This is a genomic window from Arthrobacter sp. SLBN-122, assembly GCF_006715165.1.
Classification (GTDB): Bacteria; Actinomycetota; Actinomycetes; order Actinomycetales; family Micrococcaceae; genus Arthrobacter.
In genome coordinates, this window is sequence record NZ_VFMS01000001.1 from 3,163,538 (window position 1) to 3,180,097 (window position 16,560).

A 16,560-nucleotide genomic window follows, 5' to 3' on the forward strand; every position below is an offset into this window, starting at 1 on the left:
AGTCCGGGGTCAGCGCACCTTGGTGGGCAGGACTTCCTGGAACTGCACCATGCATGCGTTGGTGGCCCGGTCCGTCAGGGCGCGGCCAAGGCAGGCCTGGTACTCGCGGACCTGGTCAAAGAGGACCACGGTGGTGGCAATCAGCAGCACCATGACAGCCGCAACCACCAGGCCCGAGATGGTGCCGAAGAGAACCAGCTTGGATTCCTTCAGCCGGACTGCCCGCACCAGCAGGACAATTCCCAGGACCAGGCCCGCGGCAGTGAGCACCGTGGTCAGCCACAGGTAGCCCACATCCAGCTGGTACACAAAGAACGCGCCGAGCACCGAAACCACGAACATCCGGAACAGGGTATGGGTCTTGGCGAGGGACGCTTTTGCCGCCTCGCTGAGCGGTGCCCTGACCCGCTGTTGCCCGCTCCGGCCCGGTTCGCTGTTCATGTTTTCCAGCGTACGCGAGCCTGCACCTAAGCTGGACCAATGCGTATCGTCGTCCTCGTTTCCGGCACCGGGTCCAATCTCCAGGCAGTTATCGACGCCGTCAAAGCCGGCGAACTGCCCGTGGAGATCGCGGCGGTGGGCGCGGACCGCGAAGGAACGTACGGCGTCGAACGGTCAGCTGCGGCCGGCATCCCCACGTTCGTGGTGGACTTCAAGGCCTACCCGGACCGGGCAGACTGGAACGCCGCGCTGACCGAGGCCGTGGCCGCCTACAAACCTGACGTGGTGGTGTCCTCAGGGTTCATGCGGATCGTCAGCCCAAGTTTCATCGACGCCTTCAACGGCAGGTACCTGAACACGCACCCTGCGCTGCTGCCGGCATTTCCCGGTGCCCATGGCGTGCGGGATGCGATGGCGTACGGGGTGAAGGTCACGGGCTGCACCGTTCACTGGGCAGACGCAGGCGTGGACACGGGGCCCATCATTGCCCAGGAGGCCGTGGCCATCCAGGACGCGGACACCGAGGAATCCCTGCACGAGCGGATCAAGGTGGTGGAGCGCCGGCTCCTGGTCTCCACCCTGGCCGCCCTCGCCGCAGACCCCTCGTTCTCCACGCCCTAGCCCCCGGCCCTATGCGACGCGCATACTCCTTGTCGACGCGCGAATTCCTTCACGTACCTGAAATTTGGGGTGGGCAACGGAACCTGTCCGTCGAAACCGAATAAGCGCGTCGAACTTACCCTTTACTGCAGGCGGCGCTGGCGGGTTTCGGGGGAGAAGAACGCCATCCACAGGACTGACGCCAGCACCAGGGCTCCGGCCAGCGCAAACGACGTGGCCAGTCCGAGCTCCGGCCAGAAGTAGTTTGCGAAGATCAGCGGCCCAAAGCCGGCGCCGAGGCGCGAGAACGTGGACGCCCAGCCGAACCCGGTGCCCCGCAGTTCGGTGGGATAGAGCTCGGAGACATACGCATAGAGCACCGGGATGGCCACCTGCACCACGAACCCGAACACCAGCAGCCAGAACACTGCTGCCGTGGGGATGTCCACCACGAACGCCACGATCACCAGGGTCAGCGCGGACAGCGGACCGGTGATGGCCAGGATCCATTTCCGGCCCACGCGCTCCACCAGAAGTGCCGCCACCACCACGCCAAGGAATCCGACGGCGGCCATGGAGGCTGTGGTGACGAATGCCTTGTACTCCGCGAAGCCCGCCCCGATCAGGATGCGTGGCATCCATGTCAGGGACAGGTAGTACACCAGCAGGATGCTGAAGAACAGGGACCAGGCTGCGGCGGTGATCTTCCAGTTGAATTGCCATACCGAGCGCAGCTGGGTCCAGGCGCTGCCGGCGGAGAGCCGCGGGACGTCCCTGGCATCGGGAAGGCTGTAAGCGCGTGGTTCCGCACCGGTTGCTTCCACCAGTCCGTCGATGATGCGGGCTGCTTCCTCTCGCCGGCCCTTTCGTATGAGGAACAGCGGGGATTCGGGCACGCTGCGCCGGACCCAGAAGACCAGCAGGGCGGGCAGGACCATCACCAGCATGGTTAGGCGCCAGTCACCGTAGAGGGCCACCAGTCCGGCGGAAACAAAGCCTGCCAGGGCAGCGCCGATGGGCCACCAGCCATCCATGGCCGTCAGCACCTTGCCGCGCTGCTTCCGCGGCGTGAACTCACCCACCAGGGCATAGTCCACGGGTATACAGCCACCCAGGCCGAACCCTGCCATGAACCGGAAAACGCAGAACCAGGCGAAGTCCGGGGCGAACGCGCCAAACACGGTGAACACGGAGAACAGCAGGAGGGTGGCCGTGAAGGCCTTCTTGCGTCCCACGGTGTCCGCGATGGTTCCCCAGATGAAGGCGCCCAGCGCCATGCCAATGAGGTTGGCCGTGCCAACCCAGGCCGCCTCCCCTGCGGAGAGCGACCAGTGCTTGGACAGCAGTGGAATCAGGATGCCGTTCAGGGTCACATCCCAGGCATCGAACATGAAGCCGAGGCCCCCGATCAGGAAGATCCTGCCCTGGACTTTCCATCGCCAGGGCAGTTCCTGGACCACCTGTTCGCCGCTGGGCACAGTGGTGTAAGTATTCATCGCCGCCTCCTGTCCAAAACTTTAGCCCGGCCCCACCCCGTTCACACTCCGGGGGCCACGCCGGGCAACCGCGCCCTTCGCGATAAACTGGCCCTATCCCCACCAACCGCGGCCTTGTACCGCGAGATAAGACGGAGACATTTGTGAGCTTCACGCAGCATGAGCGCGTATCCATTGACCGTGTACCCATCCGCCGGGCCCTGATCTCGGTTTACGACAAAACCGGTCTGGAGGAGCTCGCCCAGGGCCTGCACGCAGCGGGCGTGAAGCTCGTTTCCACCGGGTCCACGGCCAAGAAGATCGCCGCCGCCGGCATCCCCGTGCAAGAGGTGGAAGAGGTCACCGGTTCACCCGAGATGCTGGATGGCCGCGTGAAAACGCTCCACCCGCGCGTGCACGGCGGCATCCTGGCGGACCGGCGCGTCCCGGCCCACATGGAAACCCTTGCCAGCATGGACATCGAAGCCTTCGACCTGGTGGTGGTGAACCTTTACCCGTTCGTGGAGACCGTCAAGTCCGGTGCCGCGCAGGACGATGTCGTGGAACAGATCGACATTGGAGGCCCTGCCATGGTGCGGTCGGCCGCCAAGAACCATGCCGCCGTCGCCATTGTGGTGGACCCGTCCTTCTACGGCCAGGTGGTGGAAGCTGCCGCCGCAGGCGGCTTCGACCTTAAGACCCGCCGGCGCCTTGCCGCCAGGGCCTTCGCGCACACTGCTGCCTACGACAATGCCGTGGCCACCTGGACTGCCAGCCAGTTCCTGGATGAGGACGGCGACGGCGTCATCGATTGGCCCGCCTACGCCGGCCTGTCCCTGGAACGTTCGGAAGTCCTGCGCTACGGCGAGAACCCGCACCAGCAGGCTGCGCTGTATGTGGACAAGGCCGCGCCGATGGGCATCGCCCAGGCGGACCAGCTGCACGGCAAGGCCATGAGCTACAACAACTTCGTGGACGCCGATGCCGCCCTGCGGGCTGCCTATGACTTCAGCGAACCCGCCGTCGCCATCATCAAGCACGCCAACCCCTGCGGTGTGGCGGTTGGCTCCAAGGATGCCGCGGACCCCATCGCCGATGCCCACGCCAAGGCGCACGCCTGCGATCCCGTCTCCGCGTTTGGTGGCGTCATCGCCGCAAACCGCACCGTCACCGCCGGCATGGCCAACACGGTCAAGGACATCTTCACCGAGGTTGTCATCGCCCCCGGTTTCGAACCTGAAGCCGTGGAGATCCTCTCCAAGAAAAAGAACATCCGCCTTCTCGCCCTCCCCGAGGGCTACGGCCGCTACCCCACGGAGTTCCGCCAGGTTTCCGGCGGCATGCTGGTCCAGGTTGCGGACAAGGTGGACGCCGACGGCGACGACCCCGCCAACTGGACCCTGGCTGCCGGCGAGGCCGCAGACGAGAAGACCCTCGCGGACCTCGCTTTCGCCTGGACCGCCTGCCGGGCCGCCAAGTCCAACGCCATCCTCCTCGCCCAGGACGGCGCGGCGGTGGGTATTGGCATGGGCCAGGTCAACCGCCTCGATTCCTGCCGGCTGGCTGTGGAGCGGGCCAACACGCTGGGCGTCACGGTGGAGTCCGACGTCGAAGGCGCCGGCGGTGCGTCCAACGCCAGCGGTGCCGGCGCACCCCAGCGTGCCCGCGGTGCCGTAGCAGCTTCCGACGCGTTCTTCCCGTTCGCCGACGGCCTGCAGATCCTGATCGACGCCGGTGTCCGCGCCGTGGTGCAGCCCGGCGGATCCGTCCGCGACGAAGAAGTGATCGCGGCAGCCAACGCGGCCGGCATCACCATGTACTTCACCGGAGCGCGGCACTTCTTCCACTAATCCCCACCGCCGCCCTCACCTCGTCGGCGCGCGGCCCACCCACCCATCGATTGCTCCGTAGATGTCGTTTTCCGGAGCGAAAAGGACATCTACGGAGCAATCGATGAAGTAGAACCAACGACGGCGCCCGCCCCCTTCGAAAGGGGACGGGCGCCGTCGTCGTTGTGCCGGGTTAGTCCTGGTCATCTGGAGGCGGGCCGGGCTCCGGAAGCTGAATTTCCCTGGGCTTGGCCTCTGCCATCCGCTGCCTGGTCCAGTACTCGAGGACCTCCTCGTGGGTCTGGGTCAGGTCCACGTGGCTGACAGGGTCCTCGTCGTGGTTGGGTTCCTTAGGATTTTGCTGCACTGGCGTAGGTGGACTGGATGACGGAGCCCCAGTAAGGGCCGTACATCACGGCGGAACGGTTGTAGCCATAGCTGTTGATGGAGTTCTGCACTCCGGCAGCCCCGGTGGAGGAGCTCGTCTGGATGAACCACGGGCCGCCTGAGGAACCGCCCGTCATGTCGCAGGGGATGCCCTGGGTGTTGAACTGCGGGTTGTTGGGATCGTTGCTTGCCTTGCCGGTGCAGCTCTTCAGGGTCTCGCCGTTGAAAGGTGCAGCGGCGGGGTAGCCATAGGACTTGTAGGTCAGGCCGCGAGCCTGGTTGAAGGCGACGCCGGACCCGCCAACGACGGACGTCAGGGCCTGGTTCTTCGCGTTGCGGTTCAGCACGGCGAAGCCGGTGTCGTAGGTCATGTCGCCGTTGGAGACCCACTGGCTCGGAGCGTACAGGGCCCGCGCAGACCACTTGCCATAGGGCGCCGCGCCGTTCTCATAGGCAGGAACAAAGATGAAGTTGGTGGCGTACGCGCCGGGGCCTTCGTTCACGCAGTGTCCTGCGGTGGCTACCGTGCTGCCGTTGGTGGAGGAGACGGCGTTGCCTGAGCAGACGTAATTTGAGCCAGCCAGGGTGAAGAACACCTTGCCGATGTGGCTGACCGGCTGCTCGCTCTGGGCCGTGGCAGTTGTGGTCCCCGTGCCCTTGGTGCCCTTGGTGGAGGACGGTTTGCCTTTCTCCACGAGCACAGCGCTGGAACGGTTGCCGCGTTCGAGCGCCTTGCCCGCGAGTGCGTCGCCCGGGAGGGCGCTCTGCATCCGCTCGGGCGTCCAGTAGTCAGCCGCGCCGGCGGCGTTCAGGACAGCACTGGTCACGGAGGGGTTTTTGCCGTCGTCCGCCGCTGCAGGCGCAGCCGTGGCAGCACCCGCGCCGGTGAGAGCCAGAACGGTGGCTGCGGAGAGGCTCAGGAGGGCGGAAGCCAGAGACCTTGTGCTTGTCATTGTTGTCCTGTCTGAACGGGGAAAAAGGCCTGGTAAGGCCAAGTGTGACCCTGCGAATTTATCTCTTTCATGACAGGTTTGTAAATAGTAGTGACGTATCATGTATGGCTGCGCGGCCGGGGGAGGCGGCCCTGTGCGGGGGACGCCCAGGTGCCCTGTGCACCTCGGTTCCTGCCGCCGTCGCCCGTTCTCCATCGCTGTAATCCTGCGCACCGCAGGGGTAACGCTGGGACTCCGGTACGGTTCAAGGCGGCGTCCTCGGGTAAGTTGTACATGGTGAAATAGACCGAATTTTTCACAACCAAGCCGACCCACAGGGAGACGCCCGCGCATGTCCAAAATTATCTACACCCACACCGACGAAGCGCCGATGCTGGCTACCTATTCGTTCCTGCCAATCATCGAGGCGTTCGCTTCGACAGCAGGTGTGGAGGTGGAGACCCGCGACATTTCGCTCGCCGGCCGCATCATTGCCCAGTTCGGTGATTACCTGACCCCCGAGCAGCAGATCGGTGACGCCCTTGCTGAACTCGGTGAGCTGGCGAAGACGCCGGAAGCCAACATCATCAAGCTGCCCAACATCAGTGCTTCCATCCCGCAGCTGAAGGCCGCCATCGCCGAGCTGCAGGGCCAGGGCTACGCTCTGCCGGATTACCCGGACAACCCCTCGTCGGATGAGGAAACCGCCGTCCGCTCCCGCTACGACAAGATCAAGGGTTCGGCCGTGAACCCGGTCCTGCGCGAAGGCAACTCGGACCGCCGTGCGCCGCTGTCCGTCAAGAACTACGCCCGCCAGAACCCGCACTCCATGGGCGCTTGGACCCCTGACTCCAAGACCAACGTGGCCACCATGGGCCAGGACGACTTCCGCTCCAACGAGAAGTCCGTCATCATCGAGTCCGAGGGCACCATCGCCATCCAGCTGGTCCGCGAAGACGGCTCCGTGAAGGTCCTGAAGAAGGCCTTCCCGGTCCTGGCCGGCGAGGTCATCGACGGCACCGTCATGCGGGCAGCAGCCCTGGACGAATTCCTGAAGGCACAGGTTGCCCGCGCCAAGGAAGAAGGCGTGCTGTTCTCCGCGCACCTGAAGGCCACCATGATGAAGGTCTCGGACCCCATCATCTTCGGCCACGTAGTCAAGGCCTACTTCACCGAACTCTTCGACACCTACGGCAAGCAGCTCTCTGCAGCCGGCATCAGCCCGAACAACGGCCTTGCCGCGATCCTGAGCAGCCTCGAGGACCTGCCCGAGGACGTGCGCGACGGCGTGCAGAACCTCATCAAGAAGGGCCTGGAAGACGGCCCCGCCCTGGCCATGGTGGACTCGGACAAGGGCATCACCACCCTGAACGTCCCCAGCGACGTCATCGTGGACGCCTCCATGCCTGCCATGATCCGCAGCTCCGGACACATGTGGGGTCCGGACGGCAAGGAAGCGGACACCCTGGCCGTCCTGCCGGACAGCTCCTACGCCGGCATCTACCAGGTGGCTATTGACGACTGCCGCGCCAACGGCGCCTATGACCCCACCACCATGGGCACCGTGCCGAACGTTGGCCTTATGGCGCAGGCGGCTGAGGAATACGGCAGCCACGACAAGACCTTCGAGATCCAGGAAGCCGGCAAGGTCCAGATCGTTGACGGCGCAGGCAACGTCCTGATCGAACACGAGGTGGCCGAAGGCGACATCTGGCGCGCCTGCCAGACCAAGGACGCCCCCATCCGCGATTGGGTCAAGCTGGCCGTCACCCGTGCCCGCGCCTCCCAGACTCCTGCCGTGTTCTGGCTGGACGAGGAACGCGCCCACGACGCCAACCTCATCGCCAAGGTCAACGAGTACCTGAAGGACCACGACACCGAGGGCCTGGACATCCAGATCATGTCCCCGGTCAAGGCCATCGCCTTCACCCTGGAGCGCATCCGCAAGGGCGAGGACACCATCTCCGTCACGGGCAACGTGCTCCGCGACTACCTCACGGACCTGTTCCCCATCCTGGAACTGGGCACCAGCGCCAAGATGCTCTCGGTTGTTCCGCTGATGAACGGCGGTGGACTCTTCGAGACGGGTGCCGGCGGTTCCGCCCCGAAGCACGTCCAGCAGCTGCTCAAGGAAAACCACCTCCGCTGGGACAGCCTGGGTGAGTTCCTGGCACTGGCCGTCAGTTTCGAACACCTGGCCACCACCACGGGCAACGCCCGCGCACAGGTCCTGGCCGACACCCTGGACCGCGCCACCGGCACGTTCCTGCTGGAGAACAAGTCCCCGAGCCGCCGGGTGGGCGAGCTGGACAACCGTGGCAGCCACTACTTCCTGGCCCGCTATTGGGCGGAGGAGCTGGCCAAGCAGACGGACGACGCCGACCTGGCCGCCGCATTCAGTTCAGTCGCCAACGAGCTTTCCTCCAAGGAGGAAGCGATTGTGGGCGAGCTGGCCAAGGTCCAGGGCTCACCCGTGGACATCGGCGGCTACTACCGCCCGGAGGACGCCAAGGCTTCCGCCGTGATGCGTCCTTCCGCCACCCTCAACGAGGTCATCGCCAGCCTCGCGTAAGGCGGCGGCTGCTGCGGCAGCTGCGAAAAAGAGGTGGTGCTCCGGATTGCTCCGGAGCACTGCCTCTTTTCTATACGCTTTGTGCCGGGGCTAGTCCTTGCCCTTGCCCTTGTCGCCGTTGTTGTTCTTGCCGGTGTCGGCACCGTTTCCCCCCGCGTTGCCCTGGGCGGGCGCGGGCGCGGGGGCTGGCTGGGGTGCGGGCACCTCGGCGGTGGGGGAGGGACTTTGAGATGCCTGGCCGGTCCGGGCATCCTCGGCGGCTTTTGCTGCCGCCTGCTGCGCGTCAACGGCTTCCTTGAGGTCCGCACGGACAGCGGTGGCCACGGTGGTGATGCTCCGGCGCCGCTCCTCGGACACCTGGCCCTTTGCCTGAAGCGCCGAGAGGTCCGCCTCAAGACCCTCCAGCGCCTTCAGTGCCGTTGCCGGCTCATTTTGGGACGACGCCTGGGTCACTTCCAGCACCCGCGCCTGGAGTTGTGCCGCTGCCTCGCGCTTCAGGCCGCTCCCTGGTCCGGCACACGCGCTGAGCAAACCCGCCGCCAGGAGGGTCGCCGAGCAGGCCAGGACCATCCGCCCGCGCCTGGCATACCGCAGGGTCACGGCTCAACACTCTTCTGGAGTTCCTGCAGATGGTCGCCCAGCACGCCGGTCACCGTGGGGTAAGGGACGACGTCGGCCGGCGGGGCGGAGAGGCTCATCATCACCGCAGCGGCGGCTGCAGCAATCACCAGGACACCGAGCACGACGGCCAGCCAGATCCGTTGGGTCCGGGACAGGCGGGATTTGCGGGAAACCTTTCCGGCGGCGGGGCTGCTAGCCACTCTGGACGCTGCCTCTCCAGAAGCAGATGGCGGGGCCGCAGGCCGGCCGCCGGGTGCAGGATCTTCAGCCTCCGCAGCTGCTGCGGCCTCGCGCACCTCTTCCACCGATTCTTCAGCAGTGATGGAGGGCGGGTGAAAGGGCATGGCCGGAAGTACACGCGTGGTTTCCGGTACCAGTTCTCCGGGCGTGGAGGCCGGCGAAACCAGGGCCTGGCGCAGCGCCGTCTCAATGTCAGCGGCGGCCGGACGTTCCAGCGGCTCGATGGCAGTCATGGAACGAATAAGGCCGGCCCATTCCGCGGGAACGTCGTCGGGGATTTCCGGGGCGCGGTGGAGCCGGGCAACGGCGGATTCCACTGCACTGCCCGGATACTCAACGGTGCCCTTGATGCATTCCAGCAGCACCAGACCCAGGGAGTAGATGTCCGTGGCAGAAGACAGTGGTTTGCCGAGGGCCTGCTCGGGACTGAGATAGGCAGCCGTGCCTACCATGGTGCCGGTGGCCGTGAGGCGGGTGGAATCCACGATCCTGGCGATGCCGAAGTCCGTGAGCTTGGGCCGCAGCGGCTCGCCCGGGCGGATCTGGACCAGGAGGATGTTCCCCGGTTTGATATCGCGGTGGATGATGCCCAGGCCATGCACGTACGCCAATGCGTCGGCGATGCCCGCGCCGATGACGGACAGCTCCTCCAGCGGCACTCTGCTGTGCCGGATGCGGCTGCGCAGGTCCTGGCCCTCGACGAGTTCCATAGTCAGGAAGGGGCGGGGCTCGTCCGGAATACGGTCATCGATTCCGGCATCGAAGAGCGTCACGAGGCCCGGATGGTTCAGGGTGGCAAGGAGCTGGATTTCGGCTTCCTGCCGCTTGAGCTCTTCGGCGTCCGGAGCCTGGGGGGCGAAGAGTTTCAACGCCACGTCACGGCCCAGTTTTTCGTCGTGGGCGCAGTACACCGATGACATTCCACCGCGGCCTACAACTTCGCCCAAACGGTAGCGACCGCCGACAACTTCATTTTTGATGGAGCTAGGCGATTCCGCCACCATGACCGTTCCTCCCGGTGCGCTGCGGCACTGTCGTACCTCAAATTATACGGGCGGTCCGGTTAAACCAACGATTGACCTAGGCGCTCGCCTTGCGCACGCCGACGGCCCGGCGGCGATTTGAAACAGCTCCGCCGCCGGACCATTGGCTACAAGGACATGTGTGCTGAAGACATGTTTTGTACTGTTGCTTGGTTGTTTGGTTTATGTCCTCCTTTCGTCAGCCCGCTGAATGCTGCCGCTTCAGGCGCGTGCGCGGGCGGTTTCCGTTGCTGCCTTGATGTTTCTAGGACACCTTGCGCTTGCGGAGCATCAGGAGTCCGCCGGCCAGGAGCAGCAGGGCCAGGGGAACCAGCGATCCATCCCAGCCGGTTTTGGCCAGGCCCGTGTGGGCAGAATCCGTGTTGGCAAGGGCGGAGCTTCCGCTGGCCGGGGTGCTGCGGGGCGCCGTAACCGTGGCGATGGCTCCGCTTACCGCGGTGGAGCCTGCCGGGGCCGCCGTGAAGTTGCCGCTGCCTGCGGTGCCGGTGCCGCCGGTGCCGCCGTTGCCGCTTGCGGAACCATCGCCGGCAGTGGTGCCGCCGTTGCCGCTTGTGGAACCATCGCCGGCAGGGGCACCTGAACCCGGAGTACCGGTACCTGGAGCAGTGGTTCCTGGATCAAGGGTGCCGGTGTCCCCGCTGGTGCCGTCTCCCGGATTGGTGGTTCCCGGATCAGTGGTGCCGGGTGCGTTCGTCCCCGGGGTGCCCGTGCCGCTGTCACCACCAAGTCCGATACCCAGGTCAACGCCCAGGTCCACAACAGCATCCAGTCCGCCGGTACCTGCAGTTCCGGTACCGAGACCAGCTCCGAGATCAACCACTGCGTCGACTCCACTTGCCACGTCACCGTTGGTGACACCGCCAATTGCCAGGTCCACGGCTGCATCGACGGCGAGGTCTGCCGTGGTGGCGTCCGTGGTCCCCGTGCCCGTGCCTCCGAAGCCGAGGTTGATGTCGGCTGCGGCGGCCAGGTCGGTGGTGCCGGTGGTGGCGGGGTCGGTGGTGATGCCGCCGAGTCCGAGGTTTACGGCTGCATCGACGGCGAGGTCTGCCGTGGCGGCGTCCGTGGTCCCCGTGCCCGTGCCTCCGAGGGTGACATCCACTGCGGCGGCCAGGTCGGTGGTGCCGGTGGTGGCGGGGTCGGTGGTGATGCCGCCGAGTCCGAGGTTTACGGCTGCATCGACGGCGAGGTCTGCCGTGGCGGCGTCCGTGGTCCCCGTGCCCGTGCCTCCGAGGGTGACATCCACTGCGGCGGCCAGGTCGGTGGTGCCGGTGGTGGCGGGGTCGGTGGTGATGCCGCCGAGTCCGAGGTTTACGGCTGCGTCGACGGCAAGGTCTGCCGTGGTGGCGTCCGTGGTCCCCGTCCCCGTCCCCGTGCCCGTGCCCGTGCCTCCGAGGCCGAGGTTGATGTCGGCTGCGGCGGCCAGGTCGGTGGTGCCGGTGGTGGCGGGGTCGGTGGTGATGCCGCCGAGTCCGAGGTTTACGGCTGCGTCGACGGCGAGGTCTGCCGTGGTGGTGTCCGTGGTCCCCGTGCCCGTGCCTCCGAGCCCGAGGTTGATGTCCACTGCGGCGGCGACACCCGTTGAACCGGCCGGCGTTGGGTCACCCAGCAGGCCCAACGACGTCGATTCGGAAGGTGCCGCCGCCGAGATGAGGGCGGAGGCGGAAAGATCCGTCCCGCTGGTGGTGTCCGCTGCGTTTGCGGCAGCGCAACCGAAAGCCAGAAGGCCGCCGGCAAAGAGGGTGCTAAGCAGCCCCCTGCGAAGGGTGCAGTTCATGATGGATACTCCTGAAAAGTTGAGGTTGTTCGGGCGCAGCTCAGCTGCCCGTAAAGCCACGTGCTGCCCAATATTGGGCAGGGTGCCTCAACTAGTCAGGGGAAGAACCGGGGTCGAATGACACCGGTGCGGGAGCGTGCTCAGACGCCTCGATGGCGGGAACAGCGCCCGGACGTTCAAAACCAAAGCCGAAAGGGCTAAGCCATGCAGCGGCACCGGACGGGCTGCCGGAAGACCCGCCACTGCCCGCGCCCGATGCCGGGGATGGAACCTGGGCAGGCAGCGGGGCCTGGTCAACGGGAAGGGGCTCCTCATAATCCGGAGCAGCGGGCACAGATACTGCAGTTCGCGGGCCGGAAGTGTCTGCCAGGACTGAAACGCCTGACGCTTCCGACCCCGAGTCGCCGCCGGTATCCTGCCCGGAATCCGGGGAGCCCGCGTCAACATCCGCCTCCGCTGCCGTCTCGGATGCTTCCGGAAGTGTTTCCACGGCTGCGCTCTGAGCTGCGGCGGAATCAGGGATTACCCCTGCAGGAAGATCCACGGGCACCGCGCCAACGGGCGGATCCGGAAGGGGGAGGGGCAGTGGAGCAGTGCCGGTCAGAAGGTCGGAAACCGGTTGGAGCACCGGCTCGAGAACCGGAAGGGCATCTGCTGCAGGGGCTACAACAACCTGCGCCACACCGGTCGTCACGCTGTCGGCAAGCTCAACAACGGGGGCGGAGACCGCGGAAACAGTTCCCGCCGGAACCACCTGGTCCACGACGGGAACGGCGGCGATGAGGTTATCTGCCAGCCCGGAAACCGGGGTTACTACAGGCGGCACCAAGCCGGGCCCTGCAGCAGGTCCCGCCGCAGCCGGTGAAACCGAACCTGCAACATCCTGGACCAGCGATGAAACCGAGCTGGTGACATTGCCGAACAGCGACGAAGAGTCAGGACCGGAGTCGGCGGATGCTCCCGTTGACGACAGCGTCAGCCAGGTGACTGCGGCTGCCCCGGCAAGGATCACCGGGCGCAGGGCACGCCATGGCGAACTCATACGAGCCATGCATACCACCCCCCAGTGACCGGTGCAATCGATACCGTCTAAATGGTAAGACTGCTTTTTACTTGAAGTCCAGAGATCTCTCAAGGGAATTTACAAATGGCGGGAAAAGCAGCGCTACGTGTCACGGGCGAAAGCAGGAAGTCACATGCGTGACGGTCTTGGGAAAGCCGGGCTCGCCGCCGTCGTTCGTCCTCGCGTGCCCGCTAATGGCTGTCGTTGGGGTAGCTCACGCCCAGTTGGGCGCGAACGCCGTCGAACAGGCGCATGGTGTTCAGCGTGTCTTCAAGCAGCATCACCGGGCTTTCGGTCAGCCCCTGCTGGACACACCGCATGACTTCGCGCAGTTCGTAGGCGTAGCCTTTGCCCACCACGTCAAAGGTTTCGGTCCGGCGCTCGTCCCATCCTTTGGTGATGATGAGTTCGCGGGGGTTGTTGATGGAGCCAACGCTCTGCAGGAAGCCCAGGCTCCCCGCGACGGTTGCCGTGCGCGGACCGTGGGCCAGGAGCGAGGAGGTGAGCTGGACCTGGGCCGCGTGGCCGTAACCAAGGGTCATGGCGTTCTGTGCGTCCACGCCGTCATCGTTGACAAAGCCGGTGGCGCTGACGGTCTGGGGAAAGCCAAGAGTGCCCAGCGCCCACAGGAGTGGGTAGACGGACAAATCCAGCAAGGCCCCCCCGCCGTCCTTCCGGGCCCACAGCCTGGCTGTGGGGGAGTACGGCGCCGGGAACCCAAGGTCCGCGGTGATCCAGTGGATGTCTCCCAGTTCACCCGAAGCTGCGATCTGGAACGCCCGCTGCATCGAGGGCAGGAAGCGGCTCCACACCGCCTCCATGAGGAACAATCCGCGGCTGCGGGCAAGGTCGATGAGCTCCGATGCTTCGCGGGCGTTGATGGTAAAGGCCTTCTCGCAAAGCACATGCTTGCCGGCGTTGAGGGCGGCGAGGACAATCTCGTGGTGCTGCGCGTGCGGCGTGGCGACGTAGACAACGTCCACGGCGTCATCGGCGAGCAGCCGCTGGTAGCCGGGAACACCGCCGTCGTCCCCGTAGGCCTTTGCAAAGTCATAGGCCACGGCAAAAGCGTCGGCAGTGTCCTGTGTCCGGGAGCTGACCGCATACAACTCGGCGTCTTCAAGCAGCGCGAGGTCCTGCGAGACGGCGCGGGCGATACTGCCCGTCGCGATAATTCCCCAGCGAAGGCGAGCACCGGTAGCAGAACGCGGATCCTGGTCGGGCTGGCTGGAAAGCCATGGCGTGGCGATGGGAGCAGTCATAGCTGCAATCCTGTCACAGCGGCGGGGAGGCACGGGGAACCTCCAGCGGGACACACAAGTGAGCAAAAAGGGCCAAAGATGGGACGGGATGTCCTCATCTTCGGCCCCCTTGGACTGATGTCAGGCGTTGGCAGCCACCGCCCTGCCCCGGACCGGCTCCTCCGTCAGCTTGCCCTGCTGCAGGCGGAACCGGCGGTCCGTCTTGTTGGCCAGGGCCCGGTCGTGGGTGACCACCAGGATGGTGGTGTCATGGTCCCGCACAAGCGAACTGAGGAGCTCGATGATGTGGTCGCCGGTCTGCTCGTCAAGGTTGCCGGTGGGCTCATCGGCGAGGATCAGCTTGGGCTCGTTGGCCAGGGCCCGGGCGATGGCCACGCGCTGCTGCTCGCCGCCGGAGAGCCGGTTAATGCGCCGCTCGTGCTTGGACGGATCCAGCTGGACCTGTTCAAGCAGCTCCCTGGCTCGCTGCGCCCTGGCCGCCTTGCGCACCCCGGCGAATTCCATGGGGAGCATGACGTTGTCGATGGCCGACAGGTTGGGGATCAGGTTGAACTGCTGGAAGACGAAGCCGATGTCCCGGCGGCGGTATTCGGTCAGCTTTGCATCGGGCAGGCCGGCAAGACCGACACCATTGACGACGACGTCTCCGCTGGTGGGCTTGTCCAGCGCGCCAAGGAGGGACAACAGCGTGCTCTTGCCGCTGCCGCTCTTGCCCACGATCGAGGCCAGGGTGCCCTGTTCAAGGACGAAGCTGACGTCGTTGACCGGTTTGATGGTGCGGTCACCGGAGTTGAAGGTGCGGACCAGGTTCTTGACTTCAATCATGGCTATTCTCCTCGCAGGACTTCGATGGGACGGATGCGTGCCGTGAGCAGCGCCGGAACCAGGGCACCGGTAATGGCGACGCCGAATACGGCGGCGATGCCAGCAGCGATCACTCCGGGTGATGCGCTGGCGGTGACGGAGTTCAACAGCTGGGAAGCGCCGCTAAAGGGTCCGCCCTGGCCGCCCGGGAAGCCGGCGCCGCCGCCGGCTCCGCCCGGGAAGCCCCGGCCTGTGGTGGCAGCGGTTGTGGTGGTGTTGCTGCTGATCAGGGCGGAGGCGATGCCGCCGCTGGCGAACGATGCGATGGCGGCCCCCACGGCGCTGCCCAGGGCTGCCAGGACCAGGGCTTCGAGGACGAACTGCAGGCCGATGGTGCGGTTGGGTGCACCAATGGCCTTCAGCACGCCGATTTCGCGGCGGCGCTCGCGGACCAGCATCACCATGATGAGCAGGATGATGAGTCCCGCGGTGCCCAGGGCGGCGACGAACGCGATGAAGGAGATGTTCTTGACGCTGTCCAGGGAGCTGACCGCGGTCTGCAGGTTCTGGCCCTGGGTGACGTCAGCCTTGTCCGCGCCAAGGGCTGTCTGCAAAGCCGTCTTGGCAGCGGCGACGTTGTCCGTGGAATTGACCGTGACGATCATGCTGGACAGTTCACCGGGTGTTCCGGCGAGGGCCTGGGCAGTGGGGAGGGTGACATAGACGGCGTTGTTGCCGAAGGTGGTGCCGGCGTCGAACAGGCCGGAGACCGTGTAGGCCTGGTCATTGATGGTGAAGGTGGATCCGACGGTGAGGTTGTTCTTCTCCGCCAGGGTGGTGCCCAGCAATGCGGCGGTGGACGTCGTCGAGTAGTCGCCGAGGCCGGAGCCTTGGGTAATGTTCAGCGCCTTGCCCGTGGTGTCCACTTCGGCGCCGATGCCGGTGGCGGTGATGGGCAGGGACCGGACGGGCTGCTGTGTGCTTCCGGTGGCGCCTGTGGTGCCGTTGGCCTGCTGGTTGCGGTTGCCTAGGGTGCCTGCATCCACCGCGGCCGTCAGGCTGGTGGTCAGCGTGGCTGCCGTCTGCCCGCCCGGGCCGCCCTGCCCGGCTTGGCCTCCCGGCCCGGTCTGGCCCGTCTGTCCCGCTTGTCCGGCAGCGGCCTGTGCGGCGGCTTCTGTAGCATTTCGCAGCCGCAGTGAGGAGGTCCCGACGACGGCACTGACGTTGGGCACGCCGTCGGCCGTGGCTGCCTGGTCGGTGGTGAGCGGCTCGCCGCCGCCTTCGAAGCCCTGCCCGCCGGCGGGGTTGATGGTCAGGACGGTGCCGACGGAGGCATTGAGCTCCTGGACTTTCGCCCCGACCGCCTGGTTGGCCACCAGCATGGCCAGGGCAAGGCCTATGGCGACGGCCAGCACCGCGACAACTGCTGCGGTGCGGACCTTGTTTCGGAAGGCATTGCCTACGCTTCGGGCAAGGACGCTCACGTTACTCCTATGACTCAGGTGTCGGCGCGG

General features: G+C 65.8%; 14 protein-coding genes. 3 read left to right on the plus strand and 11 right to left on the minus strand.

Features of this window, described 5'->3' with window-relative positions; all coding sequences use genetic code 11:
• Positions 1–9: 9 nt before the first annotated feature.
• The gene (locus FBY36_RS14675) at positions 10–441 is read right to left on the minus strand and encodes a hypothetical protein (protein WP_142120530.1); all 432 of its coding nucleotides are present in this window, start codon (positions 439–441) and stop codon (positions 10–12) included.
• Between the two features lie 39 nt (positions 442–480).
• Here FBY36_RS14675 and purN point away from each other — a divergent pair, with 39 nt between their 5' ends.
• Positions 481–1,062: a phosphoribosylglycinamide formyltransferase gene (gene purN / locus FBY36_RS14680; protein WP_142120532.1), complete on the plus strand. Its 582-nt coding sequence runs from the start codon at positions 481–483 to the stop codon at positions 1,060–1,062.
• A gap of 122 nt (positions 1,063–1,184) precedes the next feature.
• On the opposite strand, the gene FBY36_RS14685 is transcribed toward purN, so the two are convergent.
• Positions 1,185–2,537 (minus strand): MFS transporter, encoded by a 1,353-nt coding sequence (locus FBY36_RS14685; RefSeq protein WP_142120534.1) that lies wholly within the window; start codon positions 2,535–2,537, stop codon positions 1,185–1,187.
• 143 nt (positions 2,538–2,680) lie between these two features.
• Between FBY36_RS14685 and purH the strand changes: the two genes are divergently transcribed.
• Positions 2,681–4,366 carry a bifunctional phosphoribosylaminoimidazolecarboxamide formyltransferase/IMP cyclohydrolase gene (gene purH / locus FBY36_RS14690; protein WP_142120536.1) on the plus strand — a complete coding sequence of 562 codons (1,686 nt, stop codon included), beginning with the start codon at positions 2,681–2,683 and terminating at the stop codon, positions 4,364–4,366.
• A 172-nt stretch (positions 4,367–4,538) separates the two neighbouring features.
• Here the strand turns inward: purH and FBY36_RS20720 are convergent, their stop codons facing one another.
• Both FBY36_RS20720 and FBY36_RS14695 read right to left on the minus strand, forming a co-directional pair.
• On the minus strand, positions 4,539–4,712 hold the full coding sequence (locus FBY36_RS20720) for a hypothetical protein (protein WP_200830507.1): 174 nt from the start codon (positions 4,710–4,712) through the stop codon (positions 4,539–4,541).
• Positions 4,696–5,685 carry a trypsin-like serine peptidase gene (locus tag FBY36_RS14695; protein ID WP_142120538.1) on the minus strand — a complete coding sequence of 330 codons (990 nt, stop codon included), beginning with the start codon at positions 5,683–5,685 and terminating at the stop codon, positions 4,696–4,698. Before FBY36_RS14695 ends, FBY36_RS20720 begins: the two co-directional genes overlap by 17 nt.
• A 331-nt stretch (positions 5,686–6,016) precedes the next feature.
• Here FBY36_RS14695 and FBY36_RS14700 point away from each other — a divergent pair, with 331 nt between their 5' ends.
• Positions 6,017–8,236 carry an NADP-dependent isocitrate dehydrogenase gene (locus FBY36_RS14700; RefSeq protein ID WP_142120540.1) on the plus strand — a complete coding sequence of 740 codons (2,220 nt, stop codon included), beginning with the start codon at positions 6,017–6,019 and terminating at the stop codon, positions 8,234–8,236.
• 90 nt (positions 8,237–8,326) lie between these two features.
• On the opposite strand, the gene FBY36_RS14705 is transcribed toward FBY36_RS14700, so the two are convergent.
• The 7 genes from FBY36_RS14705 to FBY36_RS14735 form a co-directional block, all read right to left on the minus strand.
• Positions 8,327–8,836, minus strand: a complete 510-nt coding sequence (locus FBY36_RS14705) for a hypothetical protein (RefSeq protein ID WP_327436699.1) — start codon at positions 8,834–8,836, stop codon at positions 8,327–8,329.
• Positions 8,833–10,101, minus strand: coding sequence for a serine/threonine-protein kinase (locus FBY36_RS14710; protein ID WP_142120542.1), 1,269 nt, complete (start codon positions 10,099–10,101; stop codon positions 8,833–8,835). The genes FBY36_RS14705 and FBY36_RS14710 overlap by 4 nt, the downstream gene beginning before the upstream one ends.
• Before the next feature lie 283 nt (positions 10,102–10,384).
• Entirely contained in the window at positions 10,385–11,917 is a 1,533-nt protein-coding gene (locus FBY36_RS14715; RefSeq protein WP_142120544.1) for a hypothetical protein, read from the minus strand.
• A 91-nt stretch (positions 11,918–12,008) separates the two neighbouring features.
• Positions 12,009–12,959, minus strand: a complete 951-nt coding sequence (locus FBY36_RS14720; protein ID WP_142120546.1) for a hypothetical protein — start codon at positions 12,957–12,959, stop codon at positions 12,009–12,011.
• A 212-nt stretch (positions 12,960–13,171) separates the two neighbouring features.
• A complete protein-coding gene (locus tag FBY36_RS14725; RefSeq protein WP_142120548.1) occupies positions 13,172–14,242 on the minus strand; it encodes a Gfo/Idh/MocA family protein in 1,071 nt (356 codons plus the stop codon).
• Positions 14,243–14,362: 120 nt separating this feature from the next.
• Positions 14,363–15,067 carry an ABC transporter ATP-binding protein gene (locus tag FBY36_RS14730; protein WP_142120550.1) on the minus strand — a complete coding sequence of 235 codons (705 nt, stop codon included), beginning with the start codon at positions 15,065–15,067 and terminating at the stop codon, positions 14,363–14,365.
• Between the two features lie 2 nt (positions 15,068–15,069).
• Positions 15,070–16,530: an ABC transporter permease gene (locus tag FBY36_RS14735; protein WP_142120552.1), complete on the minus strand. Its 1,461-nt coding sequence runs from the start codon at positions 16,528–16,530 to the stop codon at positions 15,070–15,072.
• Positions 16,531–16,560: the final 30 nt, after the last annotated feature.